This window comes from Fructilactobacillus vespulae, from assembly GCF_047324295.1.
GTDB classification, from domain to species: Bacteria; Bacillota; Bacilli; order Lactobacillales; family Lactobacillaceae; genus Fructilactobacillus; species Fructilactobacillus vespulae.
The window spans coordinates 661,491-682,087 of the sequence record NZ_CP137138.1; the positions used below are offsets into that span (position 1 = coordinate 661,491).

The window sequence follows — 20,597 nt, forward strand, 5'->3', positions numbered from 1 at the left end:
AGAGGGCATCTTTTAATTTGGTTTATTTAAGTTTTGCGAATTCCCGGACGAGGGCCTGACGTAACTTGGGGTCATGGGCATAAAGGTAGGTTCCATACACGCCGCGTTTCATTAAGACGTTGACCGAATTCAGAATAATTTGCCGTTGGATTCGTTCAAACTCGGCTGGATCAGGAATGTCTTTACGGCGCTTGATGGATTCCGTGTTGGTTTGTTTACTCAAGTCGATTTTAATCTCGTTGGTGGCCTCGTCCAGATAGACGGGTGGTCCAAGGATTAAGCCGACGTAGTTTAGATCAAAACCCTGACAGGTGTAGATGGAACCCACCTCAGCAATAGTTTGGGAAAGTTCTGCCCAGGGCGTACTAGTGAAATTATACTGGTCCCACGGCATTTTAAAGCCCCCGGTTTCCGTAATGTAGTGCAGCCCGCCATCTAAAGTCGACGGATAGCCAGTGGTGGAAACAATTCGGGATAAGCCGACTTGGTCGTTTTTGGCAACGATGGCCTGACGCATCGATTCGGCATCGGCAAAGACCCGAAAGTCGTAGTCCTTACGGGCATCTTTGGGTAGCGGCGTTAACTTTCCCTTACTAAACTGGTTAATCCAGTTGATTAGATTGGGTCTGGCGGTAATCCGCAGCTGGTGGGTTAGGTGATAACTAGCCTGTGGATAGCCGGCCAAAATTTTATCGAGGCGACGTTGGTCCCAATAGTTTTTGGTTTGAATCACCTGTTGCATATCAAAAACCACAATCACGACCTTGCTGAGTTTTAAAATCTCACTCAATTGGTTGTCACCGTAAAAGTTATTGTAGTGATCGGGTTTAGAAAGCAATAGGTGCGCTTCGTCGATGATGACGACGTCGGCCTGTTCGTGCTTTTTCTGGAGTTGGTTAATGAAGGAAGTGGGGCGCATGAAGTTTTTCTTTAAAACGTTGGCTTCAGACCCAGCCATTTCCTTGTAGACCTTTAAGACTTCCGGATGGTTTACCAAAAAGTAATTCTGAGATTGATACAACGGACTGTGTTCGTCGTGGCGGGCTTGTTGAAAGTCATAAAATAATTGGCTTAAAATTAAGCTTTTCCCGGTACCACAGTCGCCATAAATGGTGAAAACGGAGTGCTTTTGATTCCAACTGTTCGTGGTAAACTGTTTGATTTTTTGGATGAGGGCCGCTTGTTCGGCAGTAAACTGATGGGCGTTGGGTGCTAACTTAGCGGTTGCCTGGTTGTTAATGGTCATCGTTACTTCTTTTCTCTTTGCAAGTTCCAGTTATACACGCCAATGGCCACTAAGCTGACGGTTAGCACCAATAAGATGAGGTAGTCAATCCGACCACCAGTCATGGTAGCGGCAACGTAGTCATGGTGGTTAGTGGTTTGGTTTTGGTGTAGTGAGATTACGGAGGCTAGGATGGTAGTTCCCAGGGATCCGGCATATTGTTGCAACATGTTGAAGGTGGAACTAATATCGGCTGTTTGGAGGCGTGGTGCATTAGCCTGAGCGTTGGAAATGGTGTTGGAAAAACAAAGGTTTACCCCAAACCGTAAAATGGTAAAGAGGACCGTGAGCCAAATGCTAGTGGCCCAAGATTCAGAAACACAGAATAAAATCATGGCCAAGGTCATGGTGCAAATTCCGGTTAGGATGGGTTTGAAGGCTCCGTATTTGTCGTAGACCATTCCGGATAGCGGTGAGGTAACTGCCCCGATGATTGATCCCGGAAGCAAAATCATTCCGGCAACTAGCGGACTAACACCAAAGACGATTTCTGCATAGATGGGAATTACAAAGGAAATTCCGATGTTAATGAACATTAATGACATGTAGGTAAACGCATCGAGGGCCACCACCCGGTTAGTGAGCGGTTTAAAGGAAATTAGTTCAGAATCCCCGGCTTGGTTAACAAAGATAAAGGCGACTAATGCGACTAAACCAATGATAAGGGGAAGGAGCCAGTTCAGCAGCTGCATGTCCTTGGTACCAAAGCGACTGGCAGACCAGACGAAACTGAAGAAGGTTACAGACATTAAAAGGAGCGCAAAAAAGTCGAACTTTTTCTTGATTCCTTGGGGTTTTAAGTCGATCGTTTTGTAACCTAAAAAGGCGGCGACGATTGCTAGGGGGAGGACAATCACGAAGATGTAGCGCCAACTAGTTAGATAGGATAAGGCACCACCGTATGTAGGTCCAAGTGCTGGGGCAAAGGAAATTACCATCGAAGCAATTCCGATATAGGTTCCAATTTTATAACCCGGAATGGTGTTGAAAATCACGTGATACATCATGGGCATGGAGAGTCCGGTTGCTCCGGCCTGAATCAAACGTCCCGCTAATAAAATCGGAAAGTTAGTGGCGATTACTGATAAAACGTCACCGACAATGAACAGCAAAACGGCGACTAAAAAGAGATTTTTAATCGGAAATTTTTTCAGTAAGAAGGCCGTCATTGACATGGTGATGGTTACCACCAAAAGGTATCCGGTGGTAATCCACTGGATAATGTCTAACGGCACGTTGAATAGCTTGGATAACTCTGGAAACGTCACGTTCATGGAAGTTTCTAAGAGCACGCCACAAAATGAAAGTAGGGCGGTTGCAAGAATCGCTAACTTAGTTTGCAGGGTAATGGGTTGATCAGTCTGTGAATTGATAATGAATCCCTCCGTAAAAATAGTTTTAGTTTAAGTATAGCACTTCAAAACTCACGTAAAAAAGCCACGACTGGCAGTCGTAGCTTAATTATTGGGCGTGATTTCTAAGGCTTTTTGTAAGTCTTCGTTGGCAATCGTGGTTAAATCAGCATCGCTGGGGTTCGGCTTAAACGCAACTCGCCGTGCTTGTGATTGGAGCATGGCTTGGTAAACGTTTCGGGCCCACCGCGCATTACCAGTAGGACGATGTTCCTTAATGTAGGCAGAAACCGTATCTTCGAAGAATTTTTGATCTTCGATTTTGACAATTTCTTCACTAGCAACCATGTTTTCCATGATTTGGACCAACTCTTTGTTGGTGTAATCCTCAAAGAAAATCCGGTTAGGAATTCGAGAACGAATCCCGGGGTTATCGTTCATAAATTCTTCCATTTCATCGGTATATCCGGCTAGAATCACGATTAAATCCTTCCGGTGATTTTCCATGCCGATGATTAGTTGGTCAATCGCTTCGTGACCGAAATCGGTGGGGCTATCAGGGTGTGATAGTTGGTAGGCTTCATCGATAAAGAGAATTCCACCCAGTGAACTTTCAATCACCTTTTTAGTCCGATCAGCGGTTGTACCGGTATAGTGACCCACGAGGTCAGAACGATCGGTGTTCACAAATTTATTATCAGTAATGATGTCATTTTGGTAAAGAATGGTTCCAAAAAGCTTGGCAACCGTGGTTTTACCAGTACCCGGGTCGCCGACAAAGACCATGTGCTTACTGATTCCATCGGGATTTTTTAAGCCGCGTTCTTCTCGCAACTTGTTAATCTTTGCGATGGCAATCATGTCATTGATTTGAATCTTAGCTTCCGAAAGACCGGTTAAAGAATCAAGTTTTTCTAGCGCATCCACGGATGTGTCGAGCTTTTCCACGTTCAGGTTTAAGTCTTCAAAAGCCTTATCGTCGCTATCGTCGTTACTGCCACTCCCACCATCCTTAGGAAGTTTATCAAGGTCTGATAAATCTAGGTTGGCAATGGGGTTTTTGGCATAAATAGCGGAAACGTAGGCATAGCGGTCATTAAACTTCGAAAAATCAATCAGAGCCACGTTCGAACTGTCATCGTTGGTTAATTCGGTGACGTCCACGAGGGGAAGGGCCTTATCTAAGTCAGCTTGGGTGGTTTGCACCTTGCCGGGGAAGAAAAGGGTCATTTCTCTGGTTTTAAAGTTTAAGTCATAACCAAAAGTATCCCCAATTAGGGGACTCAAAAGGTTATAAAAGGTAATTAGATTGTCAGTCCAATCGGTATAGCCGCCTTCATCGTTGGCTTCATGGCGATATGATTTGATATTTTTAATTTTAAATGTTTTAGTTTCTAAATCACTGTCTAGCTTATAATTGCTTCGGTAAAAAATCTGACCATATTGTTTTAATTCTTCAAAAGTCATGGTGGCCTCCTTGCTTTACTTTCAACCTATCCATTTTATAAGTTAATGGAGTAGATGTAAATAAAAAGGGCGGTTACTTTAACAAAAAAATAGATTTATTTTATAATACTAAATGATATTCATTTTAATATAATAATCAATTGTTAAATGTTGAACTATTTGTTATCATAAGTAGTAAGTTTAGACAAGGAGAGAGAACTATGGATTGGTTTTTAACTTTGACAGAAGATGACCAAAATTTTGCAAAGCAAATTATTTTAAAATCAGGATCATTAAAAGATTTAGCGCAACACTACGAAGTTAGCTACCCAACACTTCGTCAACGTTTAAATCAATTAATTGATAAAATAGTTGCGACTGAGCAAAAACAAAAAGATAACTTTGAGCCCCACATTATGCAACAAGTTATCAACGGTAACATGGATTTAGATGTTGCTAAGGACTTAATTGGTTATTATCACAAAATTAGCAGATAATAAAAAGACCTCCTATCAGGAGGTCTTTTTTATTTGCTTATTTATTTAACAAGTCTTGGTTAATTGCGGTTACGTAACTTGCTAGCTTATCAGTCGCATTAGCTTGAGTATCGGCTTTAACCCCTACGTAGAACTTAATCTTAGGTTCGGTTCCAGAAGGACGAATTGCCAACCAAGTTCCATCGGCTAACCAGTACTTCAAAACGTTGGATTTAGGTAAGTCAATTTCAGTTTCTTGACCATTTTCATCAGTCTTAACTGAAGTTTGGAAGTCTTCTAGAGCAACCACTTTGACACCATTAAAACTGGTTAATGGTGATTCTCTAAATGATTTCATCAAAGCAGCCATTTCGGCAGGACCGTTGATTCCATCAAAGCTTTCGGAAATAGTTTCTTCTTCAAAGTAACCATACTTTTTGTAAAGTGCTTGCAGACCGTCGTAAAGAGTTAAACCTTGTTCCTTATAGTAGGCAGCAACTTCGGCTAATAACATGGTTGATTGAACGGCATCCTTATCTCTAACAAATGGTTTGATTAAGTAACCAAAACTTTCTTCAAATCCAAAGAGGAAGGTGTGATCGTGACTTTCTTCATATTGCTTAATTTGTTCAGCGATAAATTTAAATCCGGTTAAAACGTTCTTCATTTCAACGCCATAACTGTTAGCAATGTCAGTGGCTAATTCAGTTGAAACGATGGATTTAACCACGCGACCATCACTAGGTAAGATGTTGGCATCCTTTTTAGCTTGGAGGATGTAGTGAAGTAACACACTGGCAATTTGGTTACCGGTCATAAGAATGTATTCACCATCTGGTTGACGGACAGCGGCACCTAAACGATCGGCATCGGGGTCGGTAGCAATTAAGACATCAGCGTTTTCTTGTTTTCCGAGTTTAATTGCCAAATCAAAGGTTTGTTTGAATTCGGGGTTAGGAAACGGAGTGGTGGCAAACTCTGGATCGGCAACGGTTTGTTCCACCACCATGTCGTAGTTTTTAAAACCGGCTTCAGAGAGCGCTCTTCTGGCAATTACGTTTCCAGTTCCGTGTAATGGAGTGTAAACGAACTTAAGGTCCTTACCCACTTTTTTGATTAAATCGTGGTTGACGTTGACGTCTTCGGCTGCCTTTAGGTAAGCCACGTCAATATCTTCACCGATTAATTGCATGAGACCGCTTTGACGAAGTTCGCGTTCATCGGCCACGGGAATGGCAAATAAATCGGCCACTTTACGAACGTAAGAAATCATGATGTCTGATTCCTTAGGTGGCATTTGACCACCATCAGAGCCATAAATCTTGTAACCATTGTATTGTTTAGGGTTATGGCTGGCTGTAATCATAATTCCCGCGAAAGTATGTAACTCACGAACGGCAAAAGAAAGTTCTGGGGTAGGGCGAATATCATCAAAAACATAGCTCTTAATTCCGTGGGCACCCAACACGCGGGCAGCTTCATGCGCAAATAGTTTTGAGTTGTAACGAGGGTCAAAACTGATTGCAACCCCACGATTACGTTCAGATTCGGGAAGGGTTTCCATTAATTTGGCTAACCCTTCAGTAGCTTGGCGAACGGTGTAGATGTTCATCCGATTAGTACCGGCACCAATCACTCCCCGCATTCCAGCAGTTCCAAAGGAAAGGGAAGTTCCAAATGCTGATTCGATATCATCATCAGATTTCATATTTTTTAAGTCAGTAGTTAAGTCTTCTGGCATTTCCGGATGGGTTAACCATTCGTTATATCTATCTTTAAATTCAACATTACTCATAGTAGTCGTCTCCTAATTTAGACTTTATTTATCCTAACCTGAATTATAGTTATATTTGACAGCAACGTCAAACAATCGTTGGTGTTGCACTGGTTTATTGCCCTTTTAGCTGGGTTTTCGTTTTATGATATAATAAAAACAAAATAATATGGTAGAAAAAGGAGAACAGACATGGCAGTTTTAGTTGCTGGGGGAGCCGGATACATTGGTTCTCATATGGTTGACCAATTAATCAACCAAGGATATGAAGTGGTAGTTGCAGATAACCTTTCAACGGGACATCGCAAAGCAATTCATCCGGATGCTAAGTTTTATGAAGGAGATACCAGAGATCCTAAATTCTTAGACGATTTATTTGCCAAAGAAGATATTGAAGCAGTAATTCATATGGATGCCTTTTCATTGGTTTCTGAATCAATGACAAACCCATTGAAATACTTTGATAACAACGTGATTGGAATGATTGTGTTACTTGAGGCCATGAAACGAGCAGGCGTTAAGTACATCGTCTTTTCTTCTACTGCCGCTACTTACGGTAATCCAGAACGAGTTCCCATTCATGAAGATGATCACAAAGAACCCATCAACCCTTACGGTGAAAGTAAGCTAATCATGGAACACATCATGAAGTGGGTCGAAAAAGCCGATGGGATTCATTCCGTTGCCCTTCGTTACTTTAATGCGGCGGGAGCTAAACAAGATGGCTCAATTGGTGAAGATCACCAACCAGAAACCCACTTGATTCCAATGGTCTTAAAAGTGGCTGCGGGTCAACAAGATACCCTTAAAATCTTTGGGGATGACTACGATACTCCAGATGGTACGAACGTCAGAGACTACGTCCACATCTTAGACTTAGCGGATGCCCACATTTTAGCTATGGAATACCTTAAAAAAGGTAACAGTAGCAAGTCCTTTAACCTGGGTTCTTCTACTGGATTTTCTAACAAAGAAATCGTGGAGGCTGCTCGTAAAGTTACGGGAAAGGAAATCCCAGCCGAAGCAGCTCCCCGTCGTGGTGGCGATCCAGACACCTTGGTGGCAGATAGTACCGAAGCTCGGGAAGTATTGGGTTGGAAGCCTAAGTTTGATAACGTCGAAGAAATCATCAAGACGGCTTGGACTTGGAAACAAAAGCATCCCAATGGCTACGAAGACAAATAAAATCCGTATTTATACTTTAGTAAAGGTGAATTTGAAAAAAATTCATCTTTTTTTATAACTTAATAAGACACCGTGTTGACTTAATAAAATGAACCGGGTACAATAGGTCAAGAAAAGAGGTGGCATAGTGGAAAATCGAATTAGGAAAACTAACACGGTTTCTGATATCAAGCGCGTTTTTGTAGAGTTGATTAACGAAAAGGGCTTTCAGGAATTAAACGTGACGGACATTACTAGAAAAGCTGAGATTGGGCGAGGGACGTTTTATACGCACTTTACCGACAAATATGATTTGTTAGCTAACATTGAAACCGAAATGTTAGATCATCTCAAAAGTGATCTAGGTGATGTGATTTCAAACGGAATGAGATGGTTAGTGGTAGATAAAAATACTAACGAGCCGGCACCGTTTATCGTGGAAACTTTAAAAAACTTCTATAAAAACCGGGTCGTAATTGCAGCGTTGCTGAGCGAAAACGGGGATCCGTACTTTTTACGGAAGATTAAGAAGTTAATTTTTAAAGATTTAAACGAATCCTTGCAAGCTTCACGTGATCAAATTGCAACGGCTACTGGGATACCAGAAGACTATGCCCGAGAATTCGTGATTGATGAAGTGATGGGAATCATTGTCTATTGGATTAGTAAGGATGAACCAGAAGATCCAATTGAGGTCGCTAAGACCATTACGAAGTTACAAAGCATTGCGCCATTTAGCTTATTTACTAAACAGAAGGAGGAAAATGATCATGAATAAGTTTTTGAAGAAATATTCATGGGTTGCCGCTCTGTGGGCGGTAATCGTAGTTGTTTCCGTTCTCTTGTTGCCAAACATTGGTAACCTAGAAGCGGAAAAGGGTCAAACCAAGATTCCAGACAATATGCAAAGCCAAGTGGCCAACAATATTGAAAAACACTGGGGTCACAACATTAGTAATACTAACCAAGTTGTTTTAATCTACAATAACGGTGACAAGAAGATTACTAAGTCACAACAAGAAAAGATTAACGACAAGGTTAAAGAATTAAATGATGATAAAGATCATTACAACATTAAGGGAATTACTTCCGTAGTTGATACTCCTTCTGCTAAGGGACAGTTAATTTCTAAAGATAAGACCACCGAATTGGTGCAACTGAACGTTTCTAAGGACGAATCAGTAGAAACCGTTAACAAAAAGCTTCAAGAGGGTGGTAAGGTTAGTGGCATGAAATCATACGTGACGGGAGCAGAAATCCTAAACGATGATATGCGACTATCTATGGTTGACGGGTTGAAGAAGACGGAAATTATTGCCGTAATCTTCATCTTGATTGTGCTAATTTTAGTGTTCAAATCACCAGTGGTTCCATTGATTTCATTACTAACAGTGGGAGTTTCCTTCATTGTTTCTCTAAGTGTGGTAATGAACCTGGTTAAATTCCTCGACTTCCCACTATCAAACTTCACACAAGTCTTCATGGTGGTGGTCCTCTTCGGAATTGGAACCGACTATAACATTCTGTTGTATAACCAATTTAAAGAAAATCTGGCCAACGGGATGGACAAGGTTAGTGCCACGATTAGCGCTAGAAAAGTGGCCGGAAAGACCATTCGTTACAGTGGAATTTCCGTTCTAATCGGATTTGCGGCGTTAGGACTTGCTAAGTTCTCAATCTACCGTTCTGGTTTTGCCGTAGGGGTGGGAGTAATTGTACTATTACTAGTGCTTCTATCATTGAACCCATTCTTCATGGTCTTGCTAGGTAAGAAGATGTACTGGCCTGCGAAGAACTTGAAAGAACAACAACAATCAAGTGCTCTTTGGGGAATTCTTTCTTCAAAATCAGTGCAATATGCTGCACCAGCAGTAATCTTCGTATTAGTAGTAACCCTTCCATTTATTGCCCTAGGTCACGGAAACTTAAACTATGACCAAACGGTAGAATTAAAGGATAGTATTCCTTCTAAAGCTGGTTTAAACGTTGTTGAAGAACACTTCTCTAAGGGAACTGCCGAACCTTCAACCATCTACATTAAATCAGATCATGATTTAGCAAACGAAAGTAACTTAAACGAAATTGATCGCATCACCAACCAACTACGGAAACGTGATGACGTGAAGACGGTTGCCTCAGTAACCCAACCAAACGGGGTTCCTATCAACAAACTTTACGTTAACGATCAACTAGAAACATTAACCGGTAAGATGAGCCAAGCTAATGACGGAATTGATCAAATCAAGGCCGGAACCAGCAACTCCTCATTTAATGGTGACCAACTAAAGGCCATTGGGGAATCAGCTCAATCAATTGGTCAAAGATTACAAGCAATCCAAGCTAGTTCAGGAAACAGTGCCGTATCTGGTCAAGAAGTGATTGCCGCTATGCAACAAAAGGCCACTGCCATGGGCTCACCACTTGATCAAACGCAAATGCAAATTATTGCGGGTGCCTTACAACAATCCACTGCCGAAATTCAAAACAAGCAAGCTGCTTTAGGTAGTGAATTAACTGGAATTGCTAGCGATACGCAAAACATTGGAAACAACACCCAAGCAATGGCTACGCAATTGCAAGGGGTACAAAGTAAGGTTAATGAAGCTAACCAAGGACTAGACCAAATCTCAACGGGAATGGTTTCTGCCAACGATTATCTTCAAAACTTACAAGGTTCAAACGCTGCTAAGGCGCTATACATTCCAACCAACGTCTTAGAAAGTGAAACTTTCCAAAAGGCCGTAACTAGCTACCTTTCTGAAAACAAAAAGACGACTAAGATTACCGTTGTGCTTAATGAAAACCCATCAAGTTCAAAGGCAATCAAGTCAGTTAACGAAATTCAAAACCAAGTTAAGCAAAACCTTGCGGGAACTAACATGAAAGATGCCACAGTTGCCGTGGGTGGTCAAAGTGCCACAATTGCTGATACTAATGAAATTGCCGCTAGTGACTTTAACCGGACTGCAATTATCATGACGATTGGAATCTTGATTGCTTTGATGTTTGTGACGAAGTCAATCTTGCAACCGGTCTACATCATTGCAACCTTGTTAATTTCATACGCCGCTGCTCTTTCACTTACACATCTCTTCAGTTCTGCCTTCTTGGGTCAAGACATGTTGACTTGGACAACTCCATTCTTCGCTTTCATTATGATTATTGCGCTAGGAGTTGATTACAGTATCTTCTTGATGCAAAAATACCAAGACATTCTTCCAAGTGCGGCACCAGATGTTAGAATTGTGCACGCTTCGAAATTCATCGGAGTGGTGGTTCTATCAGCTGCCTTAATCTTAGGGGGAACCTTTGCTGCCTTGATTCCATCTGGAGTATTAACGCTTATCCAAGTGGCAATCGCAGTTATCATTGGTTTGGTAATTCTAGTAATTATCCTTCCAATCTTAATGGCCGCTGGAATTAAGTTAACTTATCCAGAAGCTTCTAAAGCAAAACACGAAAAATAGTTAGATTAATAAAAATAAAGTCTACCGGGTAGGCTTTATTTTTTTAATTGCAAGAATTCTTTATCATAGTAGAATAGAACTATTGGTGATTAATGATTGAATAAGAGGAAGTTTGCATGGTAGAAAAATATAAAGTGTTGCGTTTTGTCGGAGTGCCAGTGGTCCAAAACCAACAGGGGGAGTATGAAATCAAAAAGGATCCCCAGGGCGGTTTTAAACTGCACGAATGGCGAATTGGAAAACACACTAACGGTAAATTTACCGGAGTAGGACAAGTCTTTTTAACGGAAAATCAAATGAGGGTTGCAATCATTCTTAGCGATGATGTATCCTTTAAAAAGCGCCATCAATTCACGCCTATGGCTCGTTTCTTGACTGAAACAGTTTCAGAAACGGTCCTAAAAGAGGCGCGACAAAAACTAAATGGTGAAGTATGAGAGGATTAGAAATGTTTAGTAAAATCAAAGGTATGAGTAATACCGTTAAGGGAATCCTGTTAGCTGGATTTGCTTCAGTTTCTTGGGGAATTGCCGGGGTTATCACCCAGTTTGTTTCGCAAAATGCATCAATTCCAGCGCCATGGTTCTTATCTGCCAGAACGACTGGTGCCGCCATTATCTTATTAGCGGTTAGCGCAATTGTATTTAAGGGAAAGATTTTCAACATCTTTAAGACGTGGAAATCAATTGCAACCCTAGTATGTTACGGTTTGTTTGGACTAGCCGCTAACATGGGAAGTTTCTACGTAAGTATCCAAGATGGAAACGCGGCCGCTACTACCATTTTGCAATACCTAGCACCGCTATTTATTTTATTGGGAGCTTTTATTTTTCAACACAAAAAGCCCGTTAAAATGGATATCGTGGTCTTCGTAATTGCCATTGTGGGAGTTTTCCTTTCAATTACTAAGGGAGATATCAGCCAACTTTCCATTCCCATGGGATCATTGATTTGGGGATTAATTTCTGGGGTAACCGCTGCGTTATACGTGGTGTTACCTAGAACCCTGGGAAAAGAAAATCCACCCATTGTTGTGATGGGTTGGGGAACTTTAGTGGCAAGTATTGCCTACAACATTAACCATCCCGTTTGGACGGATGTTCCCCATTTAACTACCGGAGCAATCTTGGGTGTGTTAGGAATTATCTTCTTTGGAACGTTGCTAACTTTTTCAACGTTAATCTATGCCACTCGTTTTACTTCATCAGAGGTAATCAGTTTAATGGATGCTCTCCAACCAGTTTCAACCTTTATTTTAAGTGTAATCTTCTTTGCTACCGCAATTAGTTTAGCTGAAGTAGTGGGTTCAATCTTGGTTATTATTGCAATCTATCTATTGCAATTTTCGGCACCCAAACAAGGAATCGAATTATAAAAAAAGCGACCTCGATTAGTTCGAGGTCGTTTTTATTTGGAAAACTAATTTAGAATCGATTGAAAATAAATAATTAGTTTTATATACTTAGAAATAAACAAAAATCGAGGCATATTCATGAAAAATTATATTAAAAAGCATCGTAAGGGATTAGTTGGAGCAGTTTTATGTGCAGTTGTGGTTGGCTTGCTAACCCTAACCGGCTTTAAGGTGGTGCAGTTAGCTAACGTTACCGCAACTTACGATAACACCAATACCAAATATGGAATGTTGAAAAAGTCCGTTGATGAAATGGATACGGAAGACGTTACGTATCAAGAAAATCTAACCTACGAAAACATGAAGACAATTGCTAAGACTAATAATGAAGTCTTAACTGACAGTATGAAGGCTTTGTTTGATGATCATCCAACGGAAGAAACCCAAACGGCAGCTAAGGATAAGTTAGTTGCAAATCACATTGATGAAGAAGATGCCCAAAAACTAGTCGATTCAAATAAAAAGTATGCTAAGTTCGATAGTGTGGAGATTTATAACTACAATAGTGATACTTCACGTAAAGGGCACTACTACTATTCAAACGTAACGGTTAAGTACAGTGGTCGAAACGGTAAAATGCATACCAATCGATACCTATTCAAAGTTACTTTGAATCACCAAGATCTTAACTCAAATAAGATTAGATTCTACCTAATTCAAAGTTTTGTGGGGGAACGAAAATGATTAAAAAACTAAAATTGATTTTCAAAAAATCCAACTTAATTATTACGATTCCAACGATTGTGATTGTCCTTTTAGTTGCGGCAAATGCATACTTGTTCATTGAGATTAAGAATACGAGAGCCCAAATTACTACTACTGAAGAAAACTTCAATAAGGTCAGCAAAGAATTTAGTACTAAGTATCAAAAGACCGAAGAAGAGGCGAAAAAGGAGTTCAGAGAAACTCACAAAGATCCGTTAAACGATACTGATTAGAAACGAAAAGACCTGGTTAACAGTTGTTAACCAGGTCTTTTTTTAATTTAAATTATTTTAGTAACTTTTCGGCATCAGCAGCAACGTCTGCATCGCTCATGTCTAAGTATTTCTTCATATCTTCTTCAGTCTTAATGGTATCACGACTGTTCTTTTGCATGTAGTAATCCCATAAAGCGTCACGAACAGGAGTTGAGCTATCGCTCCAGTCAAATACTTCACTCATTTTTTTATCTAAGGTTTCTGTTGCAAATTCTTTAGCCATAATCTTAATCTCCTTTTTATTTATTACGACTATATAATAGTTCTTTTCCGGAAAAAGGGTTAGTATTTTGCTTACTATTTTTAATTAAATTTTTTAAGGCCGGGAAGGGTGAGCATTACACAGAAACTAATCACATATAAAACGGATAGGAAGAGCATGACGATGATTAAACTATAGTGTTCCATCAATAAACCAATTACTAATGAAGACATTCCTCCGATGGCACGTCCCACTCCCACGATAATGTTGTTGGCACTGGAACGAACTTCAGTAGGGTAGATACGACTAACAATGGCACCGTAACCACCGTACATTCCGTTTGCAAAGAAACCTACGACGGCTCCAATAAGGAGGAGTACTAGAGTGGAATGAGCGAGGGCGATGGAGTAAACCAAGATGGCACTAGCAAATAAGAAGATGGCAAATGATTTTCTGGGTCCGATTTTATCGAAAATGGTTCCAAAAACCATCATTCCGAGACTCATTCCGATGATAGTGGCAATCATCCAAAGTGATGATCCTTTCACACTGAGGTGACTTTGTTGTTCCATAATGGAAGGTAACCAGTTCATCAAACCAAAGTATCCGGCAATTTGAACGGTCGTCATGATCATTAAACCTAAGGAAGTCCAACTAGTCTTTAAGTCGGCAAACATGTATTGCTTGATAGCTTGACGTACGGTGATTTCACGATTTTCCTTTACTTCGATAAATTCCTTGGATTCTTTGATGTGACGTCTAACAAAGAAAACTAAGATGATGGGAATTAAACCAAAGAGATAAAGGGCTTGCCAACCGAGGTCAGGAACCACGAAGGCGGCTAAGATAGCTGCGGCAACGGCTCCTAATTGACCTCCGATTGAAGCAATTGAAGACATTCTTCCCAATTCCTTTTTAGGAAAGGCTTCGGCAATTAATGTAATTCCTAAACCATATTCACCCCCGGCACCAATTCCGGCAATGAAACGAAGGAAATAAATGTAGTGAATACTATGAGCGGTACTCATTAAAGCGGTGGCAATTGCAAACACGAAGATGGTGTAGGTAAAGGTCTTAACCCGACCTAAACGATCACCAATCATTCCGAAGATAACTCCACCAAGTAGCATTCCCCAGTTCGTGATGGTTCCGATTAATCCGGCTGCCCCAGCAGTAATGTTGAGGGAGGCCATAATTGAACTCATCGTAAACGAAAGAAAAAGCACATCCATATTTTCAAGTCCAAATCCTAAACTGGATGATAGTAACACCAGTTTTTGATTCCTTGTTAATGGTCTGTGCTTTGTAGTTTGCTTGTCCATATTAAAATTTCCTCCAAAAGTGAGCTCTCTGGCTCTCATTATTTGTAAAAATACATTGCTAGTATTCTGACATAAATTTTTTATTTGTGCAATGTTAGTTTTTATATTATAATTCTCACAATAATTAACTTGGTTCAGAGAAACCAGATTATCTTTTAAATGTGAATTTAAAAATATTGGACTATTCTCTGGAGCGAGAATAGTCTTTTTTTGTAGATACGGAGGATGCAAATGGAAAAACCAATCATGTTAGCTTTGGATTTTGCTGATTTTAAACAAGTGGAACAATTCTTAGAGTCTTTTTCTAATCCTGGTGATTTAACCGTCAAGATTGGGATGGAACTTTTTTATCAAAGCGGACCGCAAGTAGTCAAAACCCTTAAAGCACGTGGGTGTAAGATTTTTCTAGATTTAAAACTATTTGATATTCCTCATACGGTTGAAAAATCAATGGAACGAATCGGGGAACTGGGAGTTGATTACGTAACGGCTCACACGTTGGGCGGAAGTGAGATGCTAACAGCAGCTAAGCGCGGGCTAATTGCCGGAGCAAAACGAGTTAACCAACCTGTTCCCGATTTATTGGGAGTAACCATTTTAACCTCTTGCTCCAAAGAAACCCTGGCCAACGAACTAAATTGTAAATTAGCAATGGCAGACCAAGTGGTTTCTTTAGCAAAACTTGCTAAACAGTCGGGCTGTGATGGAGTAATCACCTCGGCTTTGGAACTACCGATGTTAACTAAAGAAGTTGGAACCGATTTTAAATACGTGGTTCCGGGAATCAGAATGAAACAAGATGCAGTGGGAGATCAAAAACGAGTGGCCACCCCTGAGATTGCCAAGCAAACCGGAGCATTTGCCATTGTGGTGGGCCGTCCGGTTACTCAGAGTGAGAACCCCGTCGCTGCTTATCGTCGTTACCGAGCAAACTGGAACTTAGAAGGAGAATAGTCATGGAATCAATTGAAACAACAGTAATTCATCAGTTAGTTGCCGACCAAATCGTACAGTTTAAAGAAACTGGTTATTTTGAGTTTGCTAGTGGAATTAAATCGCCTATCTATACCGATTTACGGCTAACGGTTTCTTACGTGCACTTGCGTAACTCCATTGCCGATGCCTTAGCTAAATTGATTAAGGAAAAGTATCCCAATGCGGATGTGATTGGGGGAGTGGCCACCGCGGGAATTCCCCACGCTGCGTTAGTTGCTGACCGATTAGGTGATCCGATGATTTACGTGCGTTCTAAACCTAAGGATCACGGAACTTCAAAACAAATTGAAGGGCGCATGAATCAAAACGACCAAGTGGTATTGATTGATGATTTGATTTCAACCGGTGGTAGCGTGATTAAAGCGGCTCAGGCGGTTCAACGAGAAGGCTATCAAGTGGCCGGTGTGGTTTCCATCTTTTCATATGGTTTCCCGGATGCAGAAAAAAACTTTAAAGAGGCCGGCTTAGACTTTGCTCCATTAGTAACCTATGCCGAAGTTTTAAAAGAACTATTACGAGAACAACGGATTACAGAAGCTAAGTTTAATTCGTTGAACAAGTGGCATCGAGATCCTTGGAATTGGGCAGGATAATTGTTTAAGAATGAGTTAATCGGATTGACATGTGAAAATAATCACGTTATCATATAACCGTAAACAAAACTAAAAAATTATAAAATGAAAGTGTGATAATTATGGTTAAAGCTGCGGTGGTTAGAAACAATTCAGATGGTTATGTAGACATTAAGGATATTGATTTACGTCCGATTAATGATAATGAAGCACTTGTAAAAGTGGAATATTGTGGTCTTTGTCACACAGATTTGCACGTTGCTGCTGGTGACTTTGGTAAAGTTCCTGGTCGTGTAATTGGACACGAAGGAGTGGGTCGAGTTACTCAATTAGGAAAAGATGTTACTAATTTGAAGATTGGTGATCGTGTCTCAATTGCTTGGTTCTACTCTGCTTGTGGTACTTGTGAATACTGTACCACTGGTAACGAAACTCTTTGTCGTAACGTGGTTAACGCTGGTTTTACTGCTGATGGTGCGATGGCTGAAGAATGTATTGTGGATGCCAAATATGCAGTTAAAGTTCCAGAAGGACTTGATCCAATTGAAGCTACCTCATTAACTTGTGCGGGAGTAACTACTTACAAAGCCCTTAAGATTGGTGATACTAAACCCGGTGAGTGGACTGAAATTGTTGGTGCCGGTGGTTTAGGAAACCTAGGGGTTCAATTAGCTCACAACGTTTTTGGTGCTAAGGTAGTGGTTACTGATGGTAATCCGGATAAATTAGCTGCAGCTAAGGAAAACGGGGCCGACTTATTAATCAACCGTCACGATGAAGATGCTACTGCTCAATTAATTAAAGGAACTAATGGTGGAGTTCACGATTCAATCGTAACCGCTGTTTCTGCCCAAGCCTTTGATGATGCCGTTAACTCTTTGAAACCCAATGGTACTTTGGTTGCCGTTGCCCTTCCTAAGGGTGATATGAAACTTAACATTGATAAAACGGTTCTTGATGGGATTAAGGTTGCTGGTTCTCTAGTAGGAACTAGACAAGATCTTAAAGAAACCTTTGATTTTGGTGCCCAAGGAAAAGTTAAACCAATCGTTAAAACTGATAAATTAGAAAACATTAATCAAGTAATCGATGATATGAAAGCCGGTAAGATTGTGGGACGAGTAGTCTTTGATTTCACTGGTGACAAAGCTTAATAAAGCTAGAAAAGAGGTCAGAAATGGCCTCTTTTTTGACTTAATTTGATTGTAACCGGAATGTAATAATATTTGTGATATTATTAGGGTATCTATAAATAAAAATAAAAAAATTTAAGAATATATAATAAAAAGAAAGGGCTTGAAAAATGGACAAATATACCAAAGCACATAATAGAATGGCTCTAGAAACTGGTGAAACAAAGACCAGAACTAAACTAAGTAAGTCAAAACATGGTTGGGTTAAAGTTGCCATGGGAATCACTTTTGCATCAACTTCACTACTTGCATATTCAACTACTGCCAACGCAGCAACTAACGTTGAAGCAACTGTACCAGCTAGTGAAACACAATCAACTGACATTACGCTTGATGATGGACAAGCAACTGGTTCAACTGCCGATAATGGACAAGTAACTAGTTCTGCAGCCTCAGCTCAAAGTGATGCTGCTCAATCAAGTGCAGCACAAAGTTCAGCTGCAAGTGAAGCTCAATCTGAAGCAAGTGATCAAAACCAAGATCAAGAACAAGCTGATGAACAACCAGCACAAACTACTGAAGAAAAGAATGCACAATTAACTAACGCTAATGCCGACGAAAAGAAGGCTGAAGCCAGTGTTGCTCCTAAAGTAACTACTAAAAAAGCTAGTTCAGTTAACGGAGTTGCCGGTGACGATAAAGTTAATAAAGATGAAGATACTGATAAGTTAATCCAATCAGTATTTGGCGATCTTATGAACCAACATGCTGCGCAAACTAGTGATGCCAAAGAAGAACAACAACCTGCTTCAATTGCAACTAGTTCAAGTGCAGCTGCTGTAACTTCAACTGCAAGTGCCTCAAGTTCTGCAAGTGTTAGTCAAGCTAGTGACCAACAACTATCAACTAAGATGGCCTCAGAAACAAACTCTGGTACCTACACTACATCAGGTGAACAAAACGTTAGAAGTACTCCTAGCTTAAATGGTGCAATTGTTGGTGCCATTGAAGCAGGTCAAACAATCAACTATGATACTACTCAAGATGCCGATGGTTATACTTGGGTACACTACCAAAACAATGGTGGTGATCGTTGGGTTGCTAAAATGGCCAACACTTCATTAAGCCACCAAGAATTCATTAATTCAATCGCACCTGGTGCAATTGAAACTTGGAACCAATATGGTGTATTACCAAGTGTTTCAATCGCGCAAGCAATCGTTGAAAGTGCTTGGGGTCAAGCCGCTCCTGGAAACAACTTATTTGGAATCAAGGGTAGCTATAACGGTCAATCAACCACACAAGCAACTACTGAATACTACAATGGCCAATTGGTTAACATCTATGACCAATTTAGAGCATACCCAAGTTATGCTGAAAGTGTAATGGATCACGGTCGTTTCTTAGCAGTTAACTCACGTTACGCTAACTTAATTGGTAGTCGTGACTACGCTCAAGTTAGTTGGATGCTTCAAAACGATGGTTATGCAACTGCCCCAACTTATGCCAACACTTTGATTAACACAATCCAAGCCAATAACTTAAATAGTTATGACAACGGTCTTGGTAATCCTGGTCAAGGTTCAAACAATAGCAATAACAACTCACAAAATGTAGTTGCTGCTAATGGTACTTGGACATTTGGTTCAGACGTAAACGTTAGAACTAGTCCTAGTTTGAGTGGTTCAATTGTCGGTTATAAGAATGCTGGTGATAAGGTATCTTACAACGGCCTAGTTGATAATGATGGTTACACTTGGATGCAATTCAATGATGGTGCGGGTCATGTTTATGCTGCTCAAATCGGTAGCAATGCGGATGTGCCATCACAACCAAGTAACCAAAACAACAACCAAACTAATAATGATAACCAAACTAATAATCAAACCACTAACCAAAACAATAATGGTGGCTCATACACTGTAACTAGTGATTACCAAAACGTTAGAAATGGTGCTTCATTATCAGCTGGAATTACTGGTCAATTAAGCAATGGTGATTCAATTGACTATGATTCAACTAATGATGCTGATGGTTACACTTGGTTGCATTACAAAAACTATGCGGGAGTCGATCGTTGGGTAGCAAGAATGGGTAACGCTACTCAAGTTCAAACTCCAAGCCAAGAAACTAACAACAATAACAACAGCAACAACAATAATTCACAACCAACGCAAACTACCAATAATAACCAAGCAGGGACTCAAGACCACAGCGGTGCATATACCCTATCTGGTGAACAAAACGTTCGGACTGATTCTAGCTTGAGTGCAGCTGTAACTGGTCAATTGAGTGCTGGAGATACAATTTACTACAATGCTACTCGTGACCAAGATGGTTATACTTGGCTTCGTTACCAAAACTACGCTGGTGCAGATCGTTGGGTTGCACAAATGAATGCTGCTACTCCAACTACTGAAAACCATGAAACTGCTTCAAATAACAACCAAGCAACTAGCAACGAAAACCATTCAGAAAACAACGGTCAAGCCGTAAACAACCAAGGTGGTACTTACCAAGTAACTAGTGACTACCAAAATGTTAGAACTGATGGTTCATTGAGTGCTGGTATCACTGGTCAATTAAGCAATGGTGATTCAATTAACTACGATTACACTAAAGATGCTGATGGATACACTTGGGTTCACTACAAGAACTATGCCGGTGCAGATCGTTGGGTTGCTAAAATGAACGATGCTAATGCCGTTTCATTAAACAACCAAAAGATTGATACTGATTCAGCCTTTTCAAGTAACCGTGCCGGTGCCTACACATTAAGCTCTGGTGCCCAAAACGTTCGTAGTGGTGCGGGACTTAACAGTTCAGTAATCGGCGGACTTAGTGCTGGTGAAACAGTTTACTACGATGGTTCAAAACAAGCTGATGGTTACACTTGGTTACACTACAAGGATAGCCAAGGAACTGATTGTTGGGTTGCCGATATTAACCTTACATTCTAATTAAATAAACAAAAGACTCTCAAGAGTCTTTTTTTATTTGCTGAAAAAAACGGT

The 20,597-nt window shown here is 40.5% G+C and carries 18 protein-coding genes; 12 read left to right on the plus strand and 6 right to left on the minus strand.

Annotation, left to right across the window (positions count from 1 at the left end; all coding sequences use genetic code 11):
• Positions 1-22: 22 nt before the first annotated feature.
• The 3 genes from R4B61_RS03015 to R4B61_RS03025 form a co-directional block, all read right to left on the minus strand.
• The gene (locus tag R4B61_RS03015; protein WP_413628164.1) at positions 23-1,246 is read right to left on the minus strand and encodes a DUF2075 domain-containing protein; all 1,224 of its coding nucleotides are present in this window, start codon (positions 1,244-1,246) and stop codon (positions 23-25) included.
• Between the two features lie 2 nt (positions 1,247-1,248).
• Positions 1,249-2,679: an MFS transporter gene (locus R4B61_RS03020; RefSeq protein WP_413628283.1), complete on the minus strand. Its 1,431-nt coding sequence runs from the start codon at positions 2,677-2,679 to the stop codon at positions 1,249-1,251.
• Positions 2,680-2,742: 63 nt separating this feature from the next.
• On the minus strand, positions 2,743-4,104 hold the full coding sequence (locus R4B61_RS03025) for an AAA family ATPase (RefSeq protein WP_413628165.1): 1,362 nt from the start codon (positions 4,102-4,104) through the stop codon (positions 2,743-2,745).
• 200 nt (positions 4,105-4,304) lie between these two features.
• Here R4B61_RS03025 and R4B61_RS03030 point away from each other — a divergent pair, with 200 nt between their 5' ends.
• Positions 4,305-4,580 (plus strand): DUF2089 family protein, encoded by a 276-nt coding sequence (locus R4B61_RS03030; RefSeq protein ID WP_413628166.1) that lies wholly within the window; start codon positions 4,305-4,307, stop codon positions 4,578-4,580.
• A 37-nt stretch (positions 4,581-4,617) separates the two neighbouring features.
• Here R4B61_RS03030 and R4B61_RS03035 read toward each other — a convergent pair whose 3' ends face one another.
• Complete coding sequence (locus R4B61_RS03035) at positions 4,618-6,354, minus strand: phospho-sugar mutase (protein ID WP_413628167.1); 1,737 nt, start codon at positions 6,352-6,354, stop codon at positions 4,618-4,620.
• 171 nt (positions 6,355-6,525) lie between these two features.
• Between R4B61_RS03035 and galE the strand changes: the two genes are divergently transcribed.
• The 7 genes from galE (at position 6,526) to R4B61_RS03070 (ending at position 13,316) form a co-directional block, all read left to right on the plus strand.
• Positions 6,526-7,518 carry a UDP-glucose 4-epimerase GalE gene (galE, locus tag R4B61_RS03040; RefSeq protein WP_413628168.1) on the plus strand — a complete coding sequence of 331 codons (993 nt, stop codon included), beginning with the start codon at positions 6,526-6,528 and terminating at the stop codon, positions 7,516-7,518.
• Between the two features lie 127 nt (positions 7,519-7,645).
• Positions 7,646-8,275: a TetR/AcrR family transcriptional regulator gene (locus R4B61_RS03045; protein WP_413628169.1), complete on the plus strand. Its 630-nt coding sequence runs from the start codon at positions 7,646-7,648 to the stop codon at positions 8,273-8,275.
• Positions 8,268-10,964, plus strand: coding sequence for an MMPL family transporter (locus R4B61_RS03050; protein WP_413628170.1), 2,697 nt, complete (start codon positions 8,268-8,270; stop codon positions 10,962-10,964). The genes R4B61_RS03045 and R4B61_RS03050 overlap by 8 nt, the downstream gene beginning before the upstream one ends.
• A 116-nt stretch (positions 10,965-11,080) precedes the next feature.
• Entirely contained in the window at positions 11,081-11,401 is a 321-nt protein-coding gene (locus R4B61_RS03055; RefSeq protein WP_413628171.1) for a hypothetical protein, read from the plus strand.
• A gap of 11 nt (positions 11,402-11,412) precedes the next feature.
• Entirely contained in the window at positions 11,413-12,339 is a 927-nt protein-coding gene (locus tag R4B61_RS03060) for a DMT family transporter (protein WP_413628172.1), read from the plus strand.
• A 117-nt stretch (positions 12,340-12,456) separates the two neighbouring features.
• Positions 12,457-13,062 (plus strand): hypothetical protein, encoded by a 606-nt coding sequence (locus R4B61_RS03065; protein ID WP_413628173.1) that lies wholly within the window; start codon positions 12,457-12,459, stop codon positions 13,060-13,062.
• Positions 13,059-13,316 (plus strand): hypothetical protein, encoded by a 258-nt coding sequence (locus R4B61_RS03070; protein ID WP_413628174.1) that lies wholly within the window; start codon positions 13,059-13,061, stop codon positions 13,314-13,316. Before R4B61_RS03065 ends, R4B61_RS03070 begins: the two co-directional genes overlap by 4 nt.
• A gap of 52 nt (positions 13,317-13,368) precedes the next feature.
• Here the strand turns inward: R4B61_RS03070 and R4B61_RS03075 are convergent, their stop codons facing one another.
• Entirely contained in the window at positions 13,369-13,581 is a 213-nt protein-coding gene (locus R4B61_RS03075; protein WP_413628175.1) for a hypothetical protein, read from the minus strand.
• Between the two features lie 80 nt (positions 13,582-13,661).
• Complete coding sequence (locus tag R4B61_RS03080) at positions 13,662-14,882, minus strand: MFS transporter (RefSeq protein WP_413628176.1); 1,221 nt, start codon at positions 14,880-14,882, stop codon at positions 13,662-13,664.
• Between the two features lie 231 nt (positions 14,883-15,113).
• Between R4B61_RS03080 and pyrF the strand changes: the two genes are divergently transcribed.
• The 4 genes from pyrF (at position 15,114) to R4B61_RS03100 (ending at position 20,543) form a co-directional block, all read left to right on the plus strand.
• Positions 15,114-15,836, plus strand: a complete 723-nt coding sequence (gene pyrF / locus R4B61_RS03085; protein ID WP_413628177.1) for an orotidine-5'-phosphate decarboxylase — start codon at positions 15,114-15,116, stop codon at positions 15,834-15,836.
• Between the two features lie 2 nt (positions 15,837-15,838).
• Positions 15,839-16,471: an orotate phosphoribosyltransferase gene (pyrE, locus tag R4B61_RS03090; RefSeq protein WP_413628178.1), complete on the plus strand. Its 633-nt coding sequence runs from the start codon at positions 15,839-15,841 to the stop codon at positions 16,469-16,471.
• Between the two features lie 101 nt (positions 16,472-16,572).
• A complete protein-coding gene (gene adhP / locus R4B61_RS03095) occupies positions 16,573-17,604 on the plus strand; it encodes an alcohol dehydrogenase AdhP (protein WP_413628179.1) in 1,032 nt (343 codons plus the stop codon).
• A 149-nt stretch (positions 17,605-17,753) separates the two neighbouring features.
• Positions 17,754-20,543, plus strand: coding sequence for an SH3 domain-containing protein (locus tag R4B61_RS03100; RefSeq protein WP_413628180.1), 2,790 nt, complete (start codon positions 17,754-17,756; stop codon positions 20,541-20,543).
• The last annotated feature ends 54 nt before the right edge of the window (positions 20,544-20,597 follow it).